General features: G+C 30.2%; 24 protein-coding genes. 11 read left to right on the forward strand and 13 right to left on the reverse strand.

Features of this window, described 5'->3' with window-relative positions; genetic code table 11:
• The first annotated feature begins 44 nt into the window (after positions 1-44).
• Positions 45-509, forward strand: coding sequence for a DUF2141 domain-containing protein (locus ACVC3Y_RS06220; RefSeq protein WP_303425164.1), 465 nt, complete (start codon positions 45-47; stop codon positions 507-509).
• Positions 510-605: 96 nt separating this feature from the next.
• Here the strand turns inward: ACVC3Y_RS06220 and ACVC3Y_RS06225 are convergent, their stop codons facing one another.
• The gene (locus ACVC3Y_RS06225; protein ID WP_303425162.1) at positions 606-1,085 is read right to left on the reverse strand and encodes a Dps family protein; all 480 of its coding nucleotides are present in this window, start codon (positions 1,083-1,085) and stop codon (positions 606-608) included.
• Between the two features lie 103 nt (positions 1,086-1,188).
• On the opposite strand from ACVC3Y_RS06225, the gene ACVC3Y_RS06230 reads away from it, so the two are divergent.
• Both ACVC3Y_RS06230 and ACVC3Y_RS06235 read left to right on the forward strand, forming a co-directional pair.
• Entirely contained in the window at positions 1,189-2,130 is a 942-nt protein-coding gene (locus ACVC3Y_RS06230; protein WP_303425159.1) for a hydrogen peroxide-inducible genes activator, read from the forward strand.
• Positions 2,131-2,270: 140 nt separating this feature from the next.
• Complete coding sequence (locus ACVC3Y_RS06235) at positions 2,271-3,179, forward strand: FkbM family methyltransferase (RefSeq protein ID WP_452226391.1); 909 nt, start codon at positions 2,271-2,273, stop codon at positions 3,177-3,179.
• 79 nt (positions 3,180-3,258) lie between these two features.
• Here ACVC3Y_RS06235 and ACVC3Y_RS06240 read toward each other — a convergent pair whose 3' ends face one another.
• The 5 genes from ACVC3Y_RS06240 to ACVC3Y_RS06260 form a co-directional block, all read right to left on the reverse strand.
• Entirely contained in the window at positions 3,259-3,804 is a 546-nt protein-coding gene (locus tag ACVC3Y_RS06240; protein ID WP_452226392.1) for a YfiT family bacillithiol transferase, read from the reverse strand.
• A gap of 57 nt (positions 3,805-3,861) precedes the next feature.
• A complete protein-coding gene (locus ACVC3Y_RS06245) occupies positions 3,862-4,560 on the reverse strand; it encodes a tetratricopeptide repeat protein (protein ID WP_452226393.1) in 699 nt (232 codons plus the stop codon).
• A gap of 96 nt (positions 4,561-4,656) precedes the next feature.
• On the reverse strand, positions 4,657-5,085 hold the full coding sequence (locus tag ACVC3Y_RS06250) for a hypothetical protein (RefSeq protein ID WP_303425151.1): 429 nt from the start codon (positions 5,083-5,085) through the stop codon (positions 4,657-4,659).
• Between the two features lie 227 nt (positions 5,086-5,312).
• On the reverse strand, positions 5,313-6,245 hold the full coding sequence (locus ACVC3Y_RS06255) for a peptidylprolyl isomerase (protein ID WP_303425148.1): 933 nt from the start codon (positions 6,243-6,245) through the stop codon (positions 5,313-5,315).
• Between the two features lie 177 nt (positions 6,246-6,422).
• Positions 6,423-8,624, reverse strand: coding sequence for a RecQ family ATP-dependent DNA helicase (locus tag ACVC3Y_RS06260; RefSeq protein ID WP_452226394.1), 2,202 nt, complete (start codon positions 8,622-8,624; stop codon positions 6,423-6,425).
• A 197-nt stretch (positions 8,625-8,821) separates the two neighbouring features.
• Here ACVC3Y_RS06260 and ACVC3Y_RS06265 point away from each other — a divergent pair, with 197 nt between their 5' ends.
• The 4 genes from ACVC3Y_RS06265 to lptB all read left to right on the forward strand — a co-directional run bounded on the left by ACVC3Y_RS06265 (position 8,822) and on the right by lptB (position 11,787).
• Positions 8,822-9,787 (forward strand): KpsF/GutQ family sugar-phosphate isomerase, encoded by a 966-nt coding sequence (locus ACVC3Y_RS06265; RefSeq protein WP_303425143.1) that lies wholly within the window; start codon positions 8,822-8,824, stop codon positions 9,785-9,787.
• On the forward strand, positions 9,787-10,629 hold the full coding sequence (tatC, locus tag ACVC3Y_RS06270; RefSeq protein WP_303425139.1) for a twin-arginine translocase subunit TatC: 843 nt from the start codon (positions 9,787-9,789) through the stop codon (positions 10,627-10,629). The genes ACVC3Y_RS06265 and tatC overlap by 1 nt, the downstream gene beginning before the upstream one ends.
• Complete coding sequence (locus ACVC3Y_RS06275; RefSeq protein ID WP_303425136.1) at positions 10,622-10,972, forward strand: carboxymuconolactone decarboxylase family protein; 351 nt, start codon at positions 10,622-10,624, stop codon at positions 10,970-10,972. Before tatC ends, ACVC3Y_RS06275 begins: the two co-directional genes overlap by 8 nt.
• 74 nt (positions 10,973-11,046) lie before the next feature.
• A complete protein-coding gene (gene lptB / locus ACVC3Y_RS06280; protein ID WP_303425133.1) occupies positions 11,047-11,787 on the forward strand; it encodes an LPS export ABC transporter ATP-binding protein in 741 nt (246 codons plus the stop codon).
• Positions 11,788-11,879: 92 nt separating this feature from the next.
• Here lptB and ACVC3Y_RS06285 read toward each other — a convergent pair whose 3' ends face one another.
• The gene (locus ACVC3Y_RS06285; RefSeq protein WP_452226395.1) at positions 11,880-13,670 is read right to left on the reverse strand and encodes a hypothetical protein; all 1,791 of its coding nucleotides are present in this window, start codon (positions 13,668-13,670) and stop codon (positions 11,880-11,882) included.
• Between the two features lie 199 nt (positions 13,671-13,869).
• Between ACVC3Y_RS06285 and ACVC3Y_RS06290 the strand changes: the two genes are divergently transcribed.
• Complete coding sequence (locus ACVC3Y_RS06290) at positions 13,870-14,730, forward strand: SPFH domain-containing protein (RefSeq protein ID WP_303425128.1); 861 nt, start codon at positions 13,870-13,872, stop codon at positions 14,728-14,730.
• 46 nt (positions 14,731-14,776) lie between these two features.
• On the forward strand, positions 14,777-14,953 hold the full coding sequence (locus ACVC3Y_RS06295; protein ID WP_303425126.1) for an Arc family DNA binding domain-containing protein: 177 nt from the start codon (positions 14,777-14,779) through the stop codon (positions 14,951-14,953).
• Here ACVC3Y_RS06295 and ACVC3Y_RS06300 read toward each other — a convergent pair.
• Positions 14,950-15,774: a TerC family protein gene (locus ACVC3Y_RS06300; protein ID WP_452226396.1), complete on the reverse strand. Its 825-nt coding sequence runs from the start codon at positions 15,772-15,774 to the stop codon at positions 14,950-14,952. The two genes, ACVC3Y_RS06295 and ACVC3Y_RS06300, sit on opposite strands and share 4 nt — an antisense overlap.
• Before the next feature lie 3 nt (positions 15,775-15,777).
• On the reverse strand, positions 15,778-16,527 hold the full coding sequence (locus tag ACVC3Y_RS06305; protein WP_452226397.1) for a CDP-alcohol phosphatidyltransferase family protein: 750 nt from the start codon (positions 16,525-16,527) through the stop codon (positions 15,778-15,780).
• Positions 16,528-16,650: 123 nt separating this feature from the next.
• Here ACVC3Y_RS06305 and ACVC3Y_RS06310 point away from each other — a divergent pair, with 123 nt between their 5' ends.
• A complete protein-coding gene (locus tag ACVC3Y_RS06310) occupies positions 16,651-17,721 on the forward strand; it encodes a putative type IX sorting system protein PorV2 (protein ID WP_303425119.1) in 1,071 nt (356 codons plus the stop codon).
• A 7-nt stretch (positions 17,722-17,728) separates the two neighbouring features.
• The gene (locus ACVC3Y_RS06315) at positions 17,729-18,889 is read left to right on the forward strand and encodes a lipoprotein N-acyltransferase Lnb domain-containing protein (RefSeq protein WP_452226398.1); all 1,161 of its coding nucleotides are present in this window, start codon (positions 17,729-17,731) and stop codon (positions 18,887-18,889) included.
• A gap of 58 nt (positions 18,890-18,947) precedes the next feature.
• On the opposite strand, the gene ACVC3Y_RS06320 is transcribed toward ACVC3Y_RS06315, so the two are convergent.
• From ACVC3Y_RS06320 to ACVC3Y_RS06335, 4 genes are all read right to left on the reverse strand, one after another.
• Complete coding sequence (locus ACVC3Y_RS06320; protein ID WP_452226399.1) at positions 18,948-20,342, reverse strand: sugar transferase; 1,395 nt, start codon at positions 20,340-20,342, stop codon at positions 18,948-18,950.
• Between the two features lie 55 nt (positions 20,343-20,397).
• Positions 20,398-21,408 carry a glycosyltransferase family 4 protein gene (locus ACVC3Y_RS06325; protein WP_452226400.1) on the reverse strand — a complete coding sequence of 337 codons (1,011 nt, stop codon included), beginning with the start codon at positions 21,406-21,408 and terminating at the stop codon, positions 20,398-20,400.
• A complete protein-coding gene (locus ACVC3Y_RS06330; protein ID WP_452226401.1) occupies positions 21,359-22,723 on the reverse strand; it encodes an O-antigen ligase family protein in 1,365 nt (454 codons plus the stop codon). Before ACVC3Y_RS06330 ends, ACVC3Y_RS06325 begins: the two co-directional genes overlap by 50 nt.
• 88 nt (positions 22,724-22,811) lie before the next feature.
• Positions 22,812-23,621, reverse strand: a complete 810-nt coding sequence (locus tag ACVC3Y_RS06335) for a transglutaminase domain-containing protein (protein WP_452226402.1) — start codon at positions 23,619-23,621, stop codon at positions 22,812-22,814.
• Positions 23,622-23,703 lie beyond the last annotated feature (82 nt).

Consider the following 23,703-nt stretch of genomic DNA (forward strand, 5'->3'; position numbering starts at 1 on the left):
TATAACGAATGCATCTTTACACTGTAATCAATAAAAAACACACCATGAACACTTTAACAAAAATCAACATTTTAAAATCTGTAAGTAAATCTGTATTAGTAGTAGCACTATTTATTGCTTCCTCAATATCTAGTCAAGCACAAAATGAAAACAAAGGAAATACAGTTACCGTAACGGTTAATAACATTAGAAACACCAACGGAAAAATACTTTCTTCATTACATGATAAAAGTACATTTATGACAGGAAAAGAAGGACTTCAAACTGCCGAAACTATAATTGAAGGAAACACGGTTACTATTACGTATAAAAATGTACTTCCTGGCGAATATGCTATTATGGCTGTACATGATGAAAATAACAATAAGAAAATGGACTTCGAATTAAACGGAATGCCAAAAGAGCATTATGGTATGTCTAACAATCCAATACTTTATGGACCTCCAACTTTTGATCTAGCAAAGGTGGAAATAAAAAATGAAGATTCAAATATCACTATTCGCTTATAGTATAATATATATATGTAAAACAAAAGCCACGAAAATTAAAATTTTCGTGGCTTTTTCACTAATAATCAATCCGTTATTTAGGGAATAACTACTTACTTAGACGGTTTCATTTAACCAAGCTTTCATCATCCATACTGTTTTTTCTTGTTCTGCAATAAAATCGCTCATCATAGAGTTAGTTCCTTCATCGTTTGCATCTCCTGCCTTCTCTAAAATAGCACGTTCTATTTGCAATAATTCGCTTAGAGAATTTACAATTAACTCTACAGCCTTTGTATCTTGAGATATATTTTTTCCTACAGGAACTTTTGCATGCTTACTATAATCTTCAAAAGTATGTAAAGGTGTTTCCCCTAAAGTTAAAATACGTTCTGCAATCTCATCTACTTTCATATTTGCATCGGTATATAACTCTTCAAATTTTACATGAAGATTAAAAAATGCTTTTCCTTTAATATTCCAATGTATACCTCTTAAATTTTGGTAATACGTTTGAAAATTAGCTAATAATCCGTTTAAATCTTGTGCTAATTCTTTTGTTATTTTGGAGTCTAATCCTATACTATTTAGAGTCATAATTATTGTTTTTTGTTATACTACAAATTTATTCAATAATTAACGCTTTTAAGTATAAGCTTTATTGATAGTTTTTATATTTTTATAGTCTAAATTGATACAGATGACAATCACACAATTATATTATGTTTTGGCCGTTGCCGAAAACCAGAATTTCACGAAAGCTGCCGAAAAATGTTTTGTTACGCAACCAACATTAAGTATGCAAATACAAAAACTAGAGAGCGAGTTAGACATTCAAATTTTTGATAGAAGCAAAAAACCTATAGAACTTACTAATGTTGGAAGAAAGATTGTAAATCAAGCAAAAAATATAGTTAATGAATCGTATCGAATTAAAGATATTGTAGACCAACAAAAAGGTTTTATTGGAGGTGAATTTAGATTAGGAATAATACCTACCGTAATGCCAACACTACTCCCAATGTTTTTAAAAACGTTCATTAAAAAATACCCAAAAGTGAAGCTCATTATCGAGGAGCTCACTACCGAAGAAATTATTTATAGAATTAACGAAGGACATCTAGATGCTGCAATTGCAGCTACCCCTTTATTAAATGAAAACATAAAAGAACGCGTACTTTATTTCGAGCCATTTGTTGGTTATATACCGCAAAGTCACAGATTGCATTCTAAAAAGAAAATTAGCACTACGGATTTAGAAATTGATGATATGCTTTTATTAGAAGATGGCCATTGCTTTAGAGATGGAGTCATTAATTTATGTAAAGCTTTTAAAGACCATAAAGAAGATTCATTTCAATTAGAAAGCGGTAGTATCGAAACATTAATAAAATTATCTAACGAAGGTTTAGGCATGACCTTATTACCATACTTACACACTTTAGATATGAATACCACTGCAAAAGAAAATATACACTATTTTAATGCTCCTTCTCCAGCCAGAGAAGTAAGTATTCTATATCACAAAAGTGAACTTAAAATGCAAATTATTGAAGCATTACAAGATGTAATCGCTGGGATTATTAGAGGTGCTATTGCGTTTCAGAATGTAGAAATTATTAGTCCTTTAGCAAAAAAATAAATAGTTTTTATATCATTATTTTGATTTGTTTCTAAATGCAGAAAACGATAACTTCGTTTACCCGAAGTTTAGGGACGAATATAATTCACTTATGCTACCCTAACTATCAGTTAGGGTAAACATAATCAAAGAAATCAGATATGAAACGAAAGATTACTTCAAAAATCAGAGATATAAACATAAAAGGGAGTGGTAGAGTTTCTTTATTTTTAGCAAAACTATTTTTTGGAAAGCCAAAGGGTAAATTAACCGTTGATACAATTTATGATTTCAAACTGAATATCGACCCAGTTACAGATAAAGGTGTTGAAAGAATTATTTACTATTATGGTACATATGAAAAAGGCACATTAGATGTAATTGGTAAAATCCTAAAAAAAGGAGATATGTTTGTAGATGTAGGAGCCAATATTGGGTTAATGTCAATTTTTGCTTCAAGAACAGTTGAACAAGAAGGCAAGGTCATTGCCTTTGAACCAAATCCGTTAACAAAAAAAATACTAGAAAGTAATGTTGCCCTTAACAAAATTGAGAACTTAAAAATAGCAGGGCTAGCACTAAGTAATGAAAACAAAAAGAGTAAGATTTATGATAGATGGGATGTAAACAGAGGAGGAGCCTCTCTCATAAAACCCTCTAAACCAACCAACTCCTATGATATTGAGGAAGTTAAATTTTCTGACTACTTTAATAATGGTGAGCAAATCAAACTAGTTAAAATTGATGTTGAAGGTTACGAATTAGATGTATTAAAAGGAGCAAGTCAATTTATCTTAACCTCAAAAAACCCTCCATCTCTAATTGTAGAATTTTCTACAACCCGAATTAACACCTTTGGAAAAGACACTACTCCTTTATTTACATTTTTGGATGAACTAAATATATATAGATTCTTTAAGTCTATTCGTGGAAAAGAAAAAACTTCTAAATTAATTGAAATAAAAAACACAGAAAATCTACCGCGAATTGAAAACATTTTTTGTCTCACAAAAAAGCATTTGTCCGAATTACCTCAAGAGGTTTTTAAAATAATGCCAAACAAAAAATAAACAACATAAAAATGTACGTTTACTTAAACTATTAAACAAGTATACAAAAATTATTAAACAAAAAATATTTCTTACTAACCTACAGCCATCCCTCACGTTGCATTAAACTTTCGATGTGTGCAAAATGATGGTTACTATGCCAAGCATAAATACCTATATTTTTTTTTAAAACAACTTCTTCATTGTGCTCAGGATGTATAAAAGATTTATTTAAATCTGCATCATTTAAACTTTTAAGCAGATACACTAATTTAGCATGTATTGCTTTTAAATGGTTAATAGACATGTCTATTGGCGCATATTTAGCATCGTCTAGTTCTGCCCAAAGTTGTTCATAATAATATTTTATAACCGGTTTATCTTCGGTTAAGGCCCATTTAAATCGAATGTAGCTATGATGATGACTATCTGAAAGATGATGAATCACTTGTCTCACGGTCCACCCTTCTGGTCTGTATGGAGTATCTAACTGTTCATTCGTTAAAGAAGATATTAATTTTTCTAATTTCTTAGGAAAATATTCTAAAATTGATATCCATTCTTCAATATGTTGTGCCGTTATATTTTCAGGACATTGAAAAGGTCCTATAGGAAATTTTAGTTTTTCTAATATAATATTATTCATCCTTAAATATAAAAAACACAACTCAAAAAGAAGTGCTTATTATATATAATTTAGCTACTAATTCTTCTTAGTATTATATGCTTCTATATATTTTTTTGCTGCTCTATTTCTGGAATTTAATTGAAGAGCTTTTTTATAATTATTAAATGCTAGTAAACTGTCGCCATTTACCAAATAAGCAGCTGCGAGACTATCGTAAACATTATCACTCTCTGGGTGTAAAGATGCATTAATCTTTAAAACACTTATTGCTTTTAAATATTTTTTTTCTCTTATAAATTGGTAACCTAACCTATTAAATTCTCTTTCATTAATCAACGAACTTGTAGAATCTTGTTTTTTAATTTCAAGAAATCCTGTAAGTGCATTTTGGTAATCGCCACTTTTTAAATACATACTAGGTGTTTTAAAAGTATCTGAAACTTTTAAATAATCATAAGTAATCTGGTTTCTATCCCCTTTCGGTATTACAGACAAGTAGCGTTTTTTGGTTTCAGGATGCTGTACAAATCGTAGTTTTTTATATAAGTCTGTTATAAAAAAAGTGTTTTCATCTATAACTAGAGGCTCAAATTTATTAGCACCTCTCCATTTTAAAAGCAGTTTATTATTTTCATAAAACACTTCAATAACATCATCTTGATTAAATAAATAGCGTCCCGATGTTTCTTCTATAAATTCTGGAGAATACGTTACTTTTTTAGAACAACTTAAAATGATTAACATTAAAGAAAATAGTAACAATCTGGTTTTCATTTGGATGGTTTTAGATTAACAATAAAAAAGTCTCATTATAAATGAGACGAATGTTTTTTATTTTTGTTACTTATTTTCTTTGTAAAAAAATAATCATTATTCTTTTACCAATAAACCTTTACACACTTTTGCGGCGTCTATTGCTTCATACAAAGAAGTGAATCTTCTAATTTTTGAGTTAAAGAAAAGATTCTCAAACATAGTATTTATCACACTACTCTTTTCTTGTCCTACAACATAATATCCTTCTAACGAGTAACTGCTTTTAAAATACTTCAACCAATCTAAAGCCTGTATCGAATAAGGGTTAATTCTATTGGAAATGTATATTAAATCGGATCCATCTGTCCCTAAAAAACAAGAAATATCTTTAGTAATTCTTTTTGCATGTGCATCCCATGTAAAAATTATTCCTTCATTAATTTCAGAAACCACATAGCCATTAAAAATAAATACATTTCCGTAACTATAATTCAGCTCTTTTAACACCTCCTGATAGAGATTTGTTTCTTTTATACTTTTCATTATGCAGTAAATTTGGGGTGCTACAAAAATAAAGTAAAAATAAAAATAGGAGAAGACAGTACTACTATTTTTAGACTAACGGTAAACTAAAACAGTTAAAAAGCAATGTGTGAAAAAACAAAAACAGTCGTTTAACCGAAATTAAATGCGTTTCAACGATTTTAATTGTTTATATAAAAAAACGCCTCATTAAAATGAGGCGTTTATTAAATCTATAAAAGGATCGTTTATTTCACATCCATTAACTCTACATCGAAAATAAGCGTTGCATTAGGGGGAATTACTCCACCTGCTCCTGCACTACCATAAGCTAAATGACTAGGGATTACAAAACGTGCTTTATCTCCAATTTTTAAAAGTTGTACTCCTTCATCCCAACCAGAAATAACTTGACCTACTCCTAATGGAAACTCAATTGGTTCTTTTCTTTTATAAGAGGAATCAAAAACAGTTCCATCTGCTAATTGTCCTTTATAATGTACAGAAACAGTTTTACCCTTTTCTGCTTTAGCACCATTACCTTCTTGTAATATTTGGTAACGCAAACCACTTTCTGTTTTATTAAATCCTGCAGATATTTTATCTAAAGCGGCATCTTGAGCTGCTCTTTCTTCCGCTATTCTTTTTTCACGAGAACCTTCAAAAGTTCTAAATGCTTCTACAGCATTAAATGCTTCTGCTTCTGCTCCTACTTTTACAATTTCTAAAGTTGTAATTTCATCTCCTTGTGCAATAGCATCTACTACATCTTGTCCTTCTATTACTTTACCAAAAACAGTATGATTACCGTCTAACCAAGGTGTTTCGATATGTGTGATAAAAAATTGACTTCCATTTGTTCCTGGCCCTGCATTTGCCATAGATAATACTCCTGGTGCATCGTGCTTTAAATCGGGATGAAACTCATCATCAAACTTATAACCTGGATTTCCAGTTCCTGTTCCTTGAGGGCAACCTCCTTGAATCATAAAATCTGGGATTACTCTATGAAATTTTAATCCATCATAATAAGGAGTTCCTTGTGGTTTTACTTCGTTTTCTAAGTTTCCTTCTGCTAAAGCAACAAAGTTACCTACTGTTCCTGGAGTTTTTTTGTATTCTAAAGCTACTAATATTTCGCCTTTTGTTGTATTAAATTTTGCGTATAATCCGTCTTGCATCTTGTTGTTTTTTAATAAGCTGCAAAGATAGGAAACTAAGTTTCAAGTTAAAAAGTTAATGATAGAAAGTTTCATAGCATCCTATTTTGATGACGAACGATAGGTAACAAAAAAAGAGTCAAGTAATACTTTTGCTACTTAACTCTTTCTTTAATACTTTAGTATATGTCTAAATCACTAATTAGCCACTTCACTAATAAACTTGATTCTGTAAAGTCGTAATTCTTCATCATCATAATCGCCATCAAACTCTTCAATAGCGACATCAATTTTATCGGTTTCCGATTCCATGAAGTAATCATGAATTTCTTCTTGTTGGTCTTCATCTAAAAGATCATTAATCCAGTAATCTATATTTAACTTAGTTCCCGAAAACACGATAGCTTCCATTTCTTTAATAAATGCAGCCATTTCCATTCCTTTTGCTGAAGCAATATCGCTTAATGGTAATTTTCTGTCTACATTTTGAATAATATAAAGTTTTAATGCGGAGTTGGTTCCTGTAGATTTAACAACCATATCGTCTGGTCTAATAATATCGTTTTCTTCAACATATTTAGAAATAAGTGAAATAAAATCTTTACCATATTTTTTTGCTTTACCATCACCAACGCCATGCACATTAGAAAGCTCTTCCATAGTAATTGGATATTTTAAAGACATATCTTCTAAAGATGGGTCTTGAAAAATAACAAATGGTGGCACTTCAAGTTTCTTTGCGTTTTTCTTTCTTAAATCCTTAAGCATTGCCATTAAAGTTGCATCTGCAACGGCACCACTACCTTTAGATGCTGTAACTATAGAATCGTCATTGGTTTTATTAAAAACATGATCTTCGGTCATCATAAAAGATTTCGGATTTTTTATAAAATCCTTACCTGCCTCTTTTAGTTTTATTACACCATAAGTTTCTATATCTTTCTTTAATAGACCAGCTACAAGTGCTTGCCTTAATAAAGCCATCCAATATATTTTATCTTTACTACTTCCTTTACCAAAAAAGGGTTGTTCGTTAGTTTTATGCGAATTTATTAAGGCGTTTTCTTTACCCGTTAATACATTTACTAAGTCTTTAGATTTATATTTTTCGTTCGTACTTGCTACAACTTCTAAAGCAATTTTCACTTGTTCTTTAGCTTCTTGTTGCTTTTTTGGGTGACGTACATTATCATCCATATCACCACCTTCTCCAGTTTTGGTGTCAAATTCTTCACCAAAATAATGTAAAATAAATTTTCTTCTAGAGATAGAAGTTTCCGCGAAAGCGACAACTTCTTGTAGTAATGCATGCCCAATTTCTTGTTCAGCAACAGGTTTCCCTGACATGAATTTTTCTAACTTTTCAATATCCTTATATGCATAATATGCTAAACAATGCCCTTCGCCACCATCACGTCCTGCTCTACCAGTTTCTTGATAATAACTTTCAATACTTTTTGGAATATCATGATGAATTACAAAACGAACGTCAGGTTTATCTATTCCCATTCCGAAAGCAATAGTTGCAACGACTACATCAATATCTTCCATTAAAAACATGTCTTGATGTTTCGATCTGGTTTTAGCATCTAAACCGGCATGATATGGCACTGCTTTTATTCCATTTACTTGTAAAGCTTGGGCTAGTTCTTCAACTCGTTTTCTACTTAAACAGTATACAATTCCAGATTTCCCATCGTTTTGTTTAATAAAACGAATAATATCTGCATCTACATTTTTGGTTTTAGGACGTATTTCGTAATATAAATTTGGTCTATTAAAAGATGCTTTAAAAGTTTTAGCATCCTGCATACCAAGATTTTTTAATATATCTTCTTGTACTTTTGGTGTAGCCGTAGCTGTAAGACCTATTATTGGTATATTATCGCCAATACGTTGAATAATACTTTTTAAGTTTCTGTATTCTGGTCTAAAATCATGTCCCCATTCACTAATACAATGCGCTTCATCTACAGCCATAAATGAAATTTTAACCGTACGAAGAAACTCTACATTATCTTCTTTTGTTAATGACTCTGGAGCAACATATAATAGTTTTGTAACACCATCTGTTATATCCTGTTTTACTTGTTTTACTTCCGTTTTATTTAACGAAGAATTTAAAACATGCGCAACACCATCGTGTTCGGAAACACTACGTATGGCATCCACTTGATTTTTCATTAATGCAATTAAAGGAGAAACAACTATAGCTGTACCTTGTTGCATTAGGGCTGGTAATTGGTAACATAATGATTTACCTCCTCCAGTTGGCATAATAACAAATGTGTTTTTGCCAGACAAAATACTCTGAATAACACCTTCTTGTAATCCTTTAAACTTACTAAATCCAAAATATTTTTTTAGGGAGACGTGTAAGTCCTTTTCAATAATAGACATGTATTGCTTTTAATATTAAAATTATAATAAAAATACACTAAATTCTTTTTGCTATTAATTACTAGTGTATATAATCAACCTCATTTATTTTTCGTTAACTTTGCATTACATTTTTATAGAATACAAATTATAAAAAATTGACCAACATTAAAGATAAAAAAATCTTTATTAGCAACAACCTAAAAAACTCATAAATTTTGAGCAATATTCATTCTATTATATCTACAGCAAAGAAAACCATTGAATTAGAAAGCAAAGCAATTTTAAATTTATCTAGTTTAGTAAATGATGATTTTGCAGATGCTGTTAACCTTATATACAATTCTAAGGGTAGAATAATCATTACTGGAATTGGTAAAAGCGCAATAATAGCGACAAAAATTGTAGCGACATTAAATTCTACAGGCACTCCATCTATTTTTATGCATGCAGCAGATGCCATTCATGGTGATTTAGGTTTAATTCTGGAAGACGATGTCGTTATTTGTATTTCTAAAAGTGGAAACACACCAGAAATTAAAGTACTCGTTCCTTTAATAAAAAATGCAAATAATAAGATGATTGCCATTACTGGTAATAAAGATTCCTTTTTAGGACAACAAGCAGATTATGTTTTAAACGCCTATGTTGAAAAAGAAGCTTGCCCTAATAACCTTGCACCAACAACTAGTACCACTGCACAACTAGTACTTGGTGATGCGCTTGCTGTTTGTTTATTAGAATTACGTGGCTTTTCGAGTAAAGACTTTGCTAAATATCACCCTGGCGGTGCATTAGGTAAAAAATTATATTTAAGAGTGCAGGATATATCTTCTATAAACCAGAAACCAAAAGTTTCTCCAGAAACCAGTATTAAAGAGGTTATTGTAGAAATCACCGAAAAAATGCTTGGTGTTACTGCTGTAGTTGAAAACAATAAAATTATTGGAATTATTACAGATGGTGATTTACGTAGAATGTTAACTAAAGTAGACGATTTCTCGAAACTCACAGCTAAAGATATTATGAGCGAAAACCCGAAACGAATTGATGTTAACGCAATGGCTGTAGATGCCATGGAGGTTTTGGAGACTTATGGCATTTCGCAAATTCTAGTAGAAGAAAACGGTACCTTTGCCGGAGTGGTACACGTGCATGATTTAATTAGAGAAGGTATTATATAATGGCGAAAAAAAATGTAAACGAGATGTCTTTTCTAGATCATCTTGAAGATTTAAGATGGCATTTAGTGCGTATTTGTATTGCAGTAGTGCTTTGTGGTATTGTTGCTTTTTTATTTAAAGGCTTTATTTTCGATGTTATTATTCTTGGACCTAAAGAAATGTCTTTCCCTACCTACAGATGGCTGTGTAGTGCAAGCGAATTAATTGGTATTGAAAACTCGTCTTTTTGTGGAGAAAGTTTTCCGTTTGAAATTCAAAGTAGAACGCTTGCAGGACAATTTTCAGCACATTTATGGACTTCTGTATACGCTGGCTTTATAATTTCTTTTCCTTATATATTATACCAACTCTGGGCCTTTATTAGTCCGGGAATGCATCAAAACGAACGCAAACACTCCAGTGGATTTATTATTATTTCCTCTATATTATTTTTTATAGGTGTTCTTTTCGGTTATTATATAGTAACTCCTTTATCGATTAACTTTTTAGGCACCTACTCTGTTAGCCAAGAAGTACATAACGATTTCGATTTAGCAAGCTACATTGGTTTGGTTCGAGCTACAGTAATAGCTTCGGGTTTAATTTTTGAGCTTCCTATTATTATCTACTTTTTAACTAAAGTAGGATTAGTGACACCAGAATTCCTTAAAAAATACAGAAAATACGCTTTAGTAATCGTACTAATTCTTTCTGCAATTATAACGCCTCCAGATATTGCAAGTCAAATTATAGTGGCGATACCAATATTAATACTATATCAAGTAAGTATTTATATTTCAAAAGTTGTAGTAAAAAGAGATTCTAAAAAAAACCCTGAAAATAAAATAAAAAAGCATGTCTAATATAGTAACTGAGTTTAACGAGTATCGTTCTAAAATGAATGATAAAATTCTTGCAGATAATAATAAAGTAATCAAACGTATTTTTAATTTAGATACTAACGCTTTCGCGGAAGGATCTTTAGACAAAAAAACAAAGGAATTACTGGGCCTTGTAGCTTCTATGGTTTTACGTTGTGACGATTGTGTAAGATACCATTTAGAAGCATGCCACAAAGAAGGGCTTACTAAAGAGCAAGTAGTAGAATCTTTAAGTATTGCCAATTTAATTGGTGGAACTATAGTGATTCCACATTTACGAAAAGCATACGAATATTGGGATGCCTTAGAAGAAGCACAAGGTTAAACTTTACTTAAATTACTAGTACATACACCCTAGTATTTTGGTTTTTATTATTTTTAACAACAAGCATTGTACATATGAAACTTAGAGCAGAACATTTAATGAAATCCTATAGCGGAAGAAAAGTGGTAAAAGACGTTTCTTTAGAAGTGAATCAAGGAGAAATTGTTGGTCTTTTAGGACCTAATGGCGCCGGAAAAACAACTTCGTTTTACATGATTGTTGGATTAATAAAACCTAATGGTGGAAATATTTTTCTTGAAGACACCAACATTACCAAATACCCCATGTACAAACGTGCTCAAAATGGTATTGGTTATTTAGCACAAGAAGCTTCGGTGTTTAGAAAACTAAGTATAGAAGACAATATTCTAAGTGTATTACAACTTACCAAATTAAGCAAAAAAGAGCAACATGATAAAATGGAATCGCTTATCGAAGAGTTTGGTTTGGGACATATTAGAAAAAGTCGAGGCGATTTACTTTCTGGTGGAGAACGTAGACGTACCGAAATTGCACGTGCGCTTGCTACAGACCCTAATTTTATTCTATTGGACGAACCTTTTGCTGGAGTAGACCCTGTTGCAGTAGAAGATATTCAACGTATTGTTGCACAACTTACCAAAAAGAATATTGGTATTTTAATTACAGATCACAACGTACAAGAAACTCTAGCCATTACAGATAGAACGTATTTAATGTTTGAAGGGGGTATTTTAAAAGCTGGAAAACCAGAAGAACTTGCCGAAGATGAAATGGTACGTAAAGTATATCTTGGTCAGAACTTTGAACTTAGAAGAAAAAAATTAGATTTCTAACAACTACTTCTAATTGCATAAGTCTTCATTTTGATTTTTTTGTATTTAATTAAAAAAAGACCTTAGCAATAAAAAATATCAAACAAGTTAGTTTAATACTTTTTTAGCTTCTGAACATAATGCAACGTTTCGTCTAAATAAAGTCGTAAATAAACAAGTTGAGAGGTATTGGAGGACTTCGTATAATAAACCATTTTAATGGTCATACTTTTTGATCCTTTATTATAATACGTGGAAGCTCCTGTAATTATAATATCACCTTCTACATCTTTGTAGATTTCATCCTTTAATTTTTTATAACTATCTGCTAACCAAACATTAGATTCACAAGTCAAATCGTTTAAAATTAAGTTGTCTTTTGTCTCTAAATAGCTTAATAATTGATCTGAAATTGTTAATACCTTAGGGTTAACATCCTCTATATTAAAGTATCTATTTTTACTAGAATAAGAAGTTTCATTTTTATGCCAAACATCATTTAATCTTGAAAATTGTAAAACTTTATAATCTGGATCTATAGTTATTTTTTCTAGGTTAGTTTTAGGAAAAGTGTAGGTGTCATTCTTATAAGTAAAAGATAGAGAATGCTTTTCTTCTGTACCATTAGTAAGCGCTTTTACAACTTCTACTTTCGTATTATTTATAGTGAATCCGTTAATAATTAAATTATTTTCTGTTTCCGTAATAAAAAAATCAGGAAGCACATTTGAAGCTATCAAAGGCAACTCCTTTCCTTCTAAAAACTCTTGAAGTTCATTTAAAGAAATAGTAGTATTGCTTGACGTTTTTTCTTTATAAAACTGAGACAAAACCGTATATAAATTATTATTCTCTTTTTCATTGTATAAAAATAAAAGCGTTGAAAAGCTATAACTAATTACACTTCTATCTTCCGATTTTATTTTTTTTGAAACTAAACTAGCTTCTCTAAAGCCTTCACTTCTATAGCCTTTTTTATTTAATAGGCTTTTTAATTCTTTTTTTTCTTTTTTAAAGTCTAGATATTTTAAAGACATATATTCGGCAATTCCTTCTGTTAAAACCGACTCTTTAAAACGCAAACCACTAACGCCCCAAAACAAATGCGCAACCTCATGTGCTAGTAAACGTATTTCTAGCCTTGCTGTATCTTTTAACATTTTAGAATTTAAAAGAATAACATTATCCAAGGTTTTTCCTAAAAGCGTTTTACTTATAAAAGGCACAAATATTATTTTTGGTTTACTATTTCGCTCTGGATATGTTTGCAAATAAAAACGATAAGCATCGTTTATTACCTCAATAATATCTTTTACTTTTTCCTTACTTTTTTTTAAGGCATTCAAATTATATACATCAAACCCATTTATTGTAGTATTATAAAAATCACCAGCTATAATTGGTGGTGGATATAAATAAGCTCTTTCCAAATCTTCTGTATTAGGATAAATTAAAGGAAATTTTTCTGGCAGTTTAGCTTCTATATTAAATTTCCTTTTTTTACCAAAATCTTGTTTTAAAGTTCCTAAATAACTTATTGAAGCCAAAAAGAAATCTTTAGTCATTCTATAACTATCGGTTTTTTCTTTTAAAAGATTTACAGAAAAACTAAAATCATTAGCTCTAGGTAAGTATTGTTTATATACAACCTTACCTAGCTTAATGCTTCCTATTAAAGACGCTTGATCTTTATGTAGTAATATTCTACTATGAACTATTATTGTGTCTTTTTGTTTGTCTAAATTTGAAATTGTATTATTAACAAATAAATTTCCAAACTTATCTACTTCCACCTTTGCATTAATAACATTTTCTTGGCTAAAGGAATAAAATGTAACAATAAATAATAGAAATTGGAACGTTTTAAAACCAGCTGATTTTTTTTCAAATAATACTTCTATCATAAGCTATACCATTTTAAAATTTCTGTGATAGGTTCAACTTCTTCATCGTGCTAATATAAAAAACATAATGATTTGCTCGAAGTTACTTCTTGTTACACAAATACCTTTTAATTTTAACTTTTCTTTTTTTTATATTATTTATATCAAAATTTTATATATCTTTATGATATCAAAATAATATCACTTTAAATTCAATCCTATGAATCAAGAAAAAATAATCAAACCAATTAATGGCTATTTCATTTTAGCAATAACCATTGCTTTAATTATAGCTAGCATTTACTTAACTTTTGCAAAAGAGAATCCTGAATATGCTTTATTATTAATAATTGCTATTATACTATTTAAAGGTTTTACACTTGTAAACCCTAATAACTCCAGAGTTTTATTACTATTCGGAAAATATATAGGTAGTATAAAGTCTAACGGTCTATTTTGGGTAAATCCGTTATATAATAAAAAGACCATCTCTTTAAGAGCTAGCAACTTTGATAGTGAGCGTTTAAAAGTGAACGACAAACTAGGAAACCCTGTAATGATTAGCACCATTCTAGTTTGGCGCGTAACAAATACCTACAAAGCATCTTTTGATGTAGATAATTACGAGAACTTTGTAAGAGTACAAACAGATGCTGCTGTTAGAAAACTAGCCAGCATGTATCCGTATGATAATTTTGCAGACGAAGGTCATGTAGAAGACATCACCTTACGTTCTAGTGTAAACGAAGTTAGTGAAGCTCTTGAAAAAGAAATTGAAGAGCGTTTATCTATTGCTGGAATTGAAGTATTAGAAGCAAGAATAGGTTATTTAGCCTATGCACAAGAAATTGCTAGTGCCATGCTTAAAAGACAACAAGCAACAGCAATAGTTGCTGCTAGACATAAAATTGTAGAAGGTGCAGTAAGCATGGTAGAAATGGCGCTAGATGAGCTAGGAAAAAAGAATATTGTAGATCTAGATGATGAACGAAAAGCAGCAATGGTTAGTAACCTTATGGTAATACTTTGTGGTGATAAAGATGCATCTCCTGTTTTAAACACAGGTACATTAAACCAATAATCAATACCTTTACAAAAAAAATCAAAAAAGAAAATTAAAAATTTAAATGGCTAAGAAAAAGGCTTTTGCATTACGAATCAATGAAGATATGATCAAAGCTATTGAAAAATGGGCTGCGGATGAATTCCGCAGCACTAATGGTCAAATTGAATGGATGCTTAATGAAAGCCTAAAAAAGGCAAAGAGAAATCCTAAAAAAAGAAATACAGATGCAAAAGATTAAAGATCTTTTGCTTTCTTAGATTCTTGTAAAGCTTTTTCTGCAGTTAATCTTTTTTGATATCTTCCTTGAACAACATCTACTATAATAAGAATAGCTAGAACAAAATAGAACGTTGTTTTACTCATTGGTACAATTTCATTTCCAAAAAGTTTTAAATGCGCCAAATGTCCTCCTTCGGTAATTAGCATAATTCCTACAATAAATAAAATAAAAAGACCTAGTACTTCGTACATTCTATTTTTAGATAAAAAGGTAGAAATTTTATCTGCCATAAAAAGCATCAATAAACCACTTATAACTATAGCTATTGCCATTACAATAAATGCAGTAGTACTACTCTCTATTTCACTAGTTAAACCTATTGCTGCTAAAATAGAATCAAAAGAAAAAACCAGATTCATAATTACAATACTTGTTACAACTGCATTAGCAGACTTGGTACTTTTTCCTGTTGCCATTTCTGAAACCTCTAATCCTGTTGTAGAAATCATGTGCCAAATTTCTTTAATTGCAGTATAAATAATAAATGCACCTCCTGCCAATACAATTATACTATGGCCGTTAAAGGCAAACTTTATAATATCTTTTATTTCACCTGTTAAAAAAGAAAAAGGTTCTTGAAAGAAGTCAATAATTGAAACTAATACAAATAACAAAACAATACGCAAAACGATAGCGATAAGTATTCCTACTTTCCTAACCCGTTTTTGCTCCGATTCTGGCGCTTTTTTAGATTCTAAAGAAATATATAAAAGGTTATCAAATCCTAATACTGCTTGTAGCATAATTAGCATTAAAAGAGTGAAAATAATTCCTGCCATGGATTAAATATTTTTAGTGTTTAATAGAGATAATATAATGTAGATTAAGATAATTAAAGGAATTGCTGCAAATTGCAACACGACCAATATTACTAGGCTTAATAAAATAAAGATATATCGAATAGCATTGTCTTTAAAACCATAGTTTTTAAACTTTAATGCAAATAGTTTAATATTACTATTTAATAGGTAACAGCTTAAAAAAGTCACCGCTAATAAAAACCATTTATTTAAAATAATAGAATTCATAGCGTCACTATTTTGAAATTCTAAGATAAGAGGTAAAGAAACAATTAGTAATGTATTTGCTGGCGTTGGCAAGCCTTTAAAGTAGCTTTGTTGCTCTTCGTCTAAATTAAAAACGGCCAATCTGTAAGCAGAAGCTAATGTGATACACAAACCCAATAATGCAATAGGATTAAGTTTAAATCCTTCCCATTGCATAAATGTACTCCAAGAAGACACATTAATACTTGGCCCATCTGCAGATAAAGACAATAATTTAAACATTATTATACCAGGAACTAAACCACTTGTAACCATATCTGCTAGCGAATCTAACTGGATTCCTAATGCACTTTGCACTTGTAGTTTTCTAGCAAAAAAACCGTCAAAGAAATCAAAGAAAATTCCTAAAAAAACAAAGATAACAGATGCCACAAATAAATTATTTACGGCTAAAATTACAGCAATGCTTCCACAGAATAAATTCAGTAAAGTGATAAAGTTTGGAATGTAGCTTTTAAGTTGCATAATTTCTTATAAGCTGTAAAAATAGCAAACTATTTTCGTCTAAAACAAAAATAGTACAATATCTATTGCTTTTTCAAGTTTAATATGTTGAAAAATAATGGCATATTTGTAAAAAAATTATTCTTGAAAAAAACACTAACAATACTACTATTAACTTTTTGTGTCTCTATTTCGGCGCAAACAGTTAGAAAATATTCTAATGAATTTATGAATATTGGAGTGGATGCGGCAGCTTTAGGAATGAGTAATGCAGTAACAGCTTACTCTAATGATGTAAACTCTGGCTACTGGAATCCTGCCGGACTAGTTAATATTGAAGACAAACAACTCGCTTTAATGCACTCAAGCTACTTTGCAAACATTGCAAGCTATGATTATGCCGCTTTTGCAATGCCTTTAGATAATAACAGTGCTATTGGTGTTTCATTAATACGTTTTGCTGTAGATGACATTTTAAATACAACACAATTAATTGACGACGATGGAAATATAAACTACGATAGAGTTAGCTTATTTTCTACTGCAGATTATGGTGTAACATTTTCTTATTCTAGAAAACTACCTATTCCTGGTTTTAATTATGGTATTAACGCAAAGGTAATACGACGTGTCATTGGGGATTTTGCTAATTCTTGGGGATTTGGTTTAGATGCTGCTGTGCAATTTGAAACTAAAAATGAGTGGAAATTCGGACTAATGGCTAGAGACATTACAACGACATTTAATGCTTGGGCTATTGATGAGGATGAGTTTGCTAAAGTACAAGATGCTGTCGAAGGGCAAAATCAAGAGTTACCCGAAACCACAGAGCTTACCATACCTAAATTACAGTTTGGTATTGCTAAAAAATTCATCTATCGTTACGATTTTTCTATACTTACAGAGTTAGATTTAAATATTCGATTTGAAGAAAACAATGACATTATTTCGACTTCTGTAGCAAGTATTAGTCCTTCCTTTGGTTTTGAAGTTGGATATATAGACATGATTTACTTAAGAGGTGGTGTTGGTAATTTTCAAAATGAATTACAATTAGATAATTCTGAAAAAACTAGCTTTCAACCAAGTATTGGTCTAGGCTTTAAATACAAAGGCATTCAAGTAGATTATGCATTTACAGACATTGGAGACCAAAGTGTTGCTCTTTATTCTAACGTCTTTTCACTAAAAATGGATTTAGGTATCTTTAGATAATTTAGTAATGAAAAGATTATTATTCCTTTTATTCTTTTTCTCCTTTGTATTTACACAAGCGCAAGACACTTACCAAAAAACCGAAATTAGTATTTTAACCATAGGGCCAGGAACTTCTTTAAACGATGCTTTTGGACACAATGGTATACGAGTAAAAACACCATTTAGTGATGTAGTTTACGACTACGGAAGGTTTCCGTTTAACGACCCCAATTTTTACTTAAATTTTGCTAGAGGAAAACTATTATATTCTCAAGGAGTTAGTAAAACATATCCTGTTCTCGATTTTTACACAAGTCAAAATAGAACCATTAGAGAGCAAGTTTTAGATTTAACAACAAAAGAAAAACAAGACATACATGCTTTTCTAGAAACCAATGCATTACCACAAAACAAAGATTATTTATACGATTTCTTTTACGATAATTGCGCAACAAAAATTAGAGATATTGCTGAAGAAATAACAAATAATAATATAGTTTTTAACACTCCTGAAGATTTAAAAGAAAAAACCTTTAGAGATTTAATACAGGGAAATTTATATTGGAATTCTTGGGGTAGCCTTGGTATAGACGTCGCTTTAGGGTCGATAATAGATAAACAAGCAACTCCTTATGAGTATATGTTTTTACCTAAATATATACATCGTTTTTTCGAAAACGCTACTTTAAAAAGTACAAATAATAAATTAGTAAAAAAGCAACAAACTTTATACAATAAAACCCAAACCAAACTACAGCAAAACTATTTTAGTAGCCCCATTTTTATTCTTGGTTTGTTGGGTGCTTTTATACTTTGGATTACCTTTAAAAACTATAAAACGGGAAAAAGAAGCAAGTGGTTAGACTTTAGTATCTTTTTAGTTACTGGAATAATTGGTGTTTTTATTCTATTACTATGGTTTGCTACAGATCATACTGCAACTGCTAACAATTACAATCTACTTTGGGCTTTTGCTATAAATCTTTTTTTAGTTAATCAAGTACTAAAAACACAACCAAAAGTTTGGTTAGTAAAATACATTAAACTGTTAATTATTCTTATGTGTTTATTGGTATTTCATTGGATAATGGGCGTGCAAAGATTTGCTTTTGCTCTATTACCACTTCTTATTGCATTAGTGATTAGGTATTTATACCTAGTGCATTGTTATACAAAAACAAAATAACCAATTTAAGTTTCCTTTTTAAGCTTAGTTTTTTTCGGGCAATTTGTAATTTAAACTACTACTGTCCTCTAAAAAAAATCATGGTACTCAAAGTCTTAATAATAATATTTGCGTCTAAAAAGAAACTTCTGTGTTTTATATAATATAAGTCATATTGTAACTTTAGTAAGCTATCATCTACACTAGAGCCATATCTAACTTTTACCTGTGCCCAACCAGTAAGTCCAGGTTTAACAATATGTCTAGTTTCGTAAAAAGGAATGACTTGCGACAACTCCTCTACAAAATAAGGTCTTTCTGGTCTAGGACCAATTAGACTCATTTCCCCTTTAAGAATATTTATAAACTGCGGTATCTCATCCAGCCTAGATTTCCGTAAAAACTTACCAAAAAAAGTTATTCTAGAATCATTTTTAGTAGCCCAAACAGCACCATTAGTTTCTGCATTTTTTATCATGGTACGAAACTTAATAATATTGAAGGTTTTACCATTTTTACCTACACGCTCTTGTGTGTAAAATAAAGAACCTCTATTAGCTACTATATTTCCAAGTAAAATAAAAGGCAGAATAACTGCACCTATTAAAATTCCTATAATAGAGAAAAACATATCAAAAAAACGATGAAAGAATAGGTAGAGTTTATTTTGATTACTTCGACTAAAAGGAAAATATTTATAAAAATCTTTACCTACAAATTGAACAGGTACTCGATACGTCATGTCTTCGTATACTTGTGTGTATTCTTTAATAGGAAAACCTCTTTCTAGAAGCGTTATTAAATCGTGATATATGTCTGAAGTTATAGTTTCCGAGTTATAACTAGCTACTACAATTTCTGAAATATTTTCTTTAGCTATAATTGCATGCATTTGATTTGGCTGAAATTCTTCAATACCATTAATCTTAATGGCATCATAGTTTCTATCTTCACAATTAATAAACCCAACTATTTTATAATTAGGATCCGACCCCTTAAAAGCATCTATTATTGGTTGAATATTAGAAACCTCACCAACAATGAGGGCTTTTTTATAAAATCTAGGAGAGGTAATAAAGTTAATATATGCTAACCGCCAAACAACTAAAGCTAAAGTAATGGCTAAATAAAAATAAAAAATCTGCAACCTATTCTCTGGTAAAAAAGGAGTAAAATAAGGCGTTAACAAATAAAATAAAACGGTAACAGATACGGTTAAGACAATATTAGCAAGTACAGAGTCTTGCTTACTTGCTTTTTGTAGATCGTATAATTCGAATACCGTTCCAAAAACGCTGATATACAAGGCTAATATTAGAATCCAAGCCCAATTATTATTATCAATATAAAAATAATCAAATTCAAAAAAATGACCTATACTGTAAAGAGAAACAAAAATAAAGACAAGATCAAAAATACGAAGTAGTATTTTTCTTTCAGAAATATCAAAATGGATGTCTTTTTTTTTTGTCATATATTTTTAAAAGTGTTAATGTAAAGATAATAAGTTAAGATAATATTACAAGTTTTTACTCAAGTACTTGAAACCATTTTGTTTTTACTAATTTCCAATCAAACGCTATCACTTTTTCTCTGGCTTTATTAGTCATTATTTTTGTTCTTTCAGGATTATTAACTATGCTTTTTACAGCTTTTACAAAGCCTTCTTCATGCTCCTTAGCTACTAATATTCCATCTATATTATTTGCTATTAAAAAAGGTAACCCGCCAACATTTGTGGAAATTACTGGCAAACCTAATGCCATTGCCTCTATAACACTAACTGGCATATTATCAAAATTTGTAGTATTAATAAATATATTAAAATCTTTAGAAAGCGTAATCCAAGCTTCCTTAGTTAATTTACCTGTAAAAGTAACATCTACGTGCAAACTTTTAGCTAGTTGCTTAACTTCTAGCAAACTACCATCACTATCAGGACCTACCATACAAAGTGTAACATGGAAGCCTTCTTCCTGCAACCCTTTTAAAACTTTAACAGCTAATTTGGGGTTGTATATTTTAGAAAAAGATCGTACCCAAAGTAGGTTTATGTTTTTAAAGTTTCGTTCTTTAAATGTATAACTATCCATTTCTATTGCATTAGGAATAAAATCCACATTTAGATAACCGGCATTTTTAAAGGTTTCTAATAAATATAAAGAAGGAGAAACATTTTTGTGAGCATTTTTAAATAGTAAATCCGATAAAAAAGGGCTGTTTTTTAATCTAGAAGGCAAATTCCCACCATGTAAAATGGGTATGTATTTTAATTTTAAAATTTTACAAATTTGACTAACTATTACTGCATAATAAAAATTAGTGGTACTGTAGGTATCTATAAGTACATAATCTATTTTTTTAGACATGGTTATACAGGTCCAAACCATATCTAATAATCTTAAAACTTTATTATTTTTAGAAGAAGCATAAAACATTTCGAATCCTTCCTTTTCTAATAAAGCTCCTAAGACTTGTATAGAAGAAGTATTAGACTTCTTGTTTTTTAAGTTGTTTCCTATGTATAGGATTTTTGTCATAAGTCACATTTAATAGTGCTAAAGCATAAATAAAAGACGGTGTTGCAAGTCGCATAGAGGAATGATTAATCGTTGCAAACCAAAAACATAAAAAGGCATAAAAAAGATAACTTTTTTTATTCCTTGCTCTAAAATCTATTGGTTTAAAAATTAATATTAGTAAAATAATAACACCAAACATACCATGTTCTGCTAATAATCTACTCGTTTCACTATGCGAAGTAACTCCTTGTCCATCAATTTCAATACGTTGGTCTTTCGCTCTACTAGAACCAATACCAAAAAAAGGGTTTGACATAAAACCAGCTAATTCTTCCTCAAACAACTGTCCTCTACCTGTGGTAACGTCTCCTTTTTCTCTACCTAAATGATCTTTATTCGCATATCGTAAATCAATATATCCATCCGTTTGACTAGAACTTATCACCCAAGTAGCAACAATAGCAAACATAAATAACAAACTTATTTTTACAATTTCATTCTTCTTTTTTGCAGATACCTTAAAATAATACATTACTAAAAATGCAATAATAGCCATAATTGCAGTTATAACTCCTCCTCTACTAAAAGTTACTATAGCGCGAAAAGAAATAGCAGAAAAAATAACAATATTAAAAACCTTTAAAAAAAGAGTTGGTGACTTTGTAAAAACACGTACAGCCATAATAAACATACCCAATCCTAATATAGTAGAAACCTGGTTTGCGCCCCACCCTCCAGAAGTAGACCTATTAGATCCTGTACCAGACAATACATCTCTCACACTAGGATTATAGAAAAAGATATAAATTGTATTCGCTATAATTGGTAATAGTAAATACAAAAGCAATTTATGTAATTGTTTGCCATTAATTTTTTTATCATAACAGTAGAGTGCTGTAAAACCTAAACAAACAGGACCACTTAATACAAAAGCAATATTGGTTCTAAAATTGGCATCAAAACTCAATGTAGTAGAGGCCACAAATATAGAAGGCACCAATAGCATGAGGTATAAAAAATAGGGATATGCTTTTCCAGAAATCCCTTTATAAAACATCCCGATAATCATAAATAATATCACCAAATACTTTGCGGCTTCATAAGAAATAGAACCTTTAGTAGTTCTAAATAACACCTCTGCTCCAACAAAATAGGCACAAGCTTTAAGAATTTCAAATGTTTTTAAATGGTTTGGTGAAAGAATTATTCGATATAAAAAAAACACTAATGCAGAAAAAAAATAAACTTTAGCTAGACTTTCATTTAAATAAACTAACATACCAATTAAAACATGCAATCCAACAGCTGTTATATAGGTTATGTTTGTCTTCAAAAGTTACTTTTAAAATTATAAATAATTATTTTCAAGGTAAAAATAACATATCAAAATCAAAACTTAGCTATTTGATTAAAATAAGAATCTATTTAGCATATATTTTTTTATAATTATCTAAAGGAAAGCGATAATGATAACTCTTTCCAAAAAGATATAACATAAAATGTATAATAAAAACAGGCACACGTGGTCTTAAAAAGCGTAAGTAAGCATCATACGTTTTGTTAGAGTAGTTGCAAATTAAAAATGGAATGGTATCAGGGTTTAAGTAGTTTCTTTTAATATTAGCGTCTATAACTTGGGTTAAGGGATTAAATGTTTTAAAGCTAACGGCACCTTTATTTCTTACTAATTGATAAAGCTCTAGTACAGATAGTGGTATATCATTATCTGAATAGAACATTAAACTACTAGAAACATCTATGAGTATCCATTTATCAAGTTCTTTAGAATAGATCTCATTAAACGAATGTCCACCAAACTCTTTATTAAATGGAGCTCTTGTCGTTCCCCATTCGCGAACTTTAATATGGTTAATTACACAAAAGTTATTAAAAACCTGTGCCATATCGCTACAAACACCTCCTTTTCCAGCAAGCATAATTTGTAAGGCCGCAGCAGAAGGCTCACTTAATCCCGGACCTCCTTTAATATTATTTTGCAGCCAGGCACTTAATTGTTTTACTACTTCTAAATCATTAACTGGTTTGTTTTTTTTAAAAACCGTAGTATTTATTTCCTTAAAAACCTTTGGAATATCAGATTCTTGGTTTAATTCATTATAGTTACAATTAGAAATACCAGTAACACTCATGTTTTTAGACAACAATTTAAAGCGTGTTATATATAGAAAATGGTGTCGTTTAAAGAACCAAGACACTTTTTTTAAAATCATTCAGATAAATTAATTATATAGCTTGCGATAAATGTAAAATTTTTTTTTTGTTAAGCCTAATGTTTTATAAATTAACCAAGTA

Source organism: Lacinutrix cladophorae (genome assembly GCF_053604645.1).

Excerpts from the sequence above, each read along its gene's own strand:
- ACVC3Y_RS06220 (WP_303425164.1), top strand. The coding sequence starts at position 45 with ATGAACACTTTAACAAAAATCAACATTTTAAAATCTGTAAGTAAATCT.
- ACVC3Y_RS06225 (WP_303425162.1), bottom strand. The coding sequence starts at position 1,085 with ATGACTCTAAATAGTATAGGATTAGACTCCAAAATAACAAAAGAATTA.
- ACVC3Y_RS06230 (WP_303425159.1), top strand. The coding sequence starts at position 1,189 with ATGACAATCACACAATTATATTATGTTTTGGCCGTTGCCGAAAACCAG.
- ACVC3Y_RS06235 (WP_452226391.1), top strand. The coding sequence starts at position 2,271 with ATGAAACGAAAGATTACTTCAAAAATCAGAGATATAAACATAAAAGGG.
- ACVC3Y_RS06240 (WP_452226392.1), bottom strand. The coding sequence starts at position 3,804 with ATGAATAATATTATATTAGAAAAACTAAAATTTCCTATAGGACCTTTT.
- ACVC3Y_RS06245 (WP_452226393.1), bottom strand. The coding sequence starts at position 4,560 with ATGAAAACCAGATTGTTACTATTTTCTTTAATGTTAATCATTTTAAGT.
- ACVC3Y_RS06250 (WP_303425151.1), bottom strand. The coding sequence starts at position 5,085 with ATGAAAAGTATAAAAGAAACAAATCTCTATCAGGAGGTGTTAAAAGAG.
- ACVC3Y_RS06255 (WP_303425148.1), bottom strand. The coding sequence starts at position 6,245 with ATGCAAGACGGATTATACGCAAAATTTAATACAACAAAAGGCGAAATA.
- ACVC3Y_RS06260 (WP_452226394.1), bottom strand. The coding sequence starts at position 8,624 with ATGTCTATTATTGAAAAGGACTTACACGTCTCCCTAAAAAAATATTTT.
- tatC (WP_303425139.1), top strand. The coding sequence starts at position 9,787 with ATGGCGAAAAAAAATGTAAACGAGATGTCTTTTCTAGATCATCTTGAA.
- ACVC3Y_RS06275 (WP_303425136.1), top strand. The coding sequence starts at position 10,622 with ATGTCTAATATAGTAACTGAGTTTAACGAGTATCGTTCTAAAATGAAT.
- lptB (WP_303425133.1), top strand. The coding sequence starts at position 11,047 with ATGAAACTTAGAGCAGAACATTTAATGAAATCCTATAGCGGAAGAAAA.
- ACVC3Y_RS06285 (WP_452226395.1), bottom strand. The coding sequence starts at position 13,670 with ATGATAGAAGTATTATTTGAAAAAAAATCAGCTGGTTTTAAAACGTTC.
- ACVC3Y_RS06290 (WP_303425128.1), top strand. The coding sequence starts at position 13,870 with ATGAATCAAGAAAAAATAATCAAACCAATTAATGGCTATTTCATTTTA.
- ACVC3Y_RS06295 (WP_303425126.1), top strand. The coding sequence starts at position 14,777 with ATGGCTAAGAAAAAGGCTTTTGCATTACGAATCAATGAAGATATGATC.
- ACVC3Y_RS06300 (WP_452226396.1), bottom strand. The coding sequence starts at position 15,774 with ATGGCAGGAATTATTTTCACTCTTTTAATGCTAATTATGCTACAAGCA.
- ACVC3Y_RS06305 (WP_452226397.1), bottom strand. The coding sequence starts at position 16,527 with ATGCAACTTAAAAGCTACATTCCAAACTTTATCACTTTACTGAATTTA.
- ACVC3Y_RS06315 (WP_452226398.1), top strand. The coding sequence starts at position 17,729 with ATGAAAAGATTATTATTCCTTTTATTCTTTTTCTCCTTTGTATTTACA.
- ACVC3Y_RS06320 (WP_452226399.1), bottom strand. The coding sequence starts at position 20,342 with ATGACAAAAAAAAAAGACATCCATTTTGATATTTCTGAAAGAAAAATA.
- ACVC3Y_RS06325 (WP_452226400.1), bottom strand. The coding sequence starts at position 21,408 with ATGACAAAAATCCTATACATAGGAAACAACTTAAAAAACAAGAAGTCT.
- ACVC3Y_RS06335 (WP_452226402.1), bottom strand. The coding sequence starts at position 23,621 with ATGATTTTAAAAAAAGTGTCTTGGTTCTTTAAACGACACCATTTTCTA.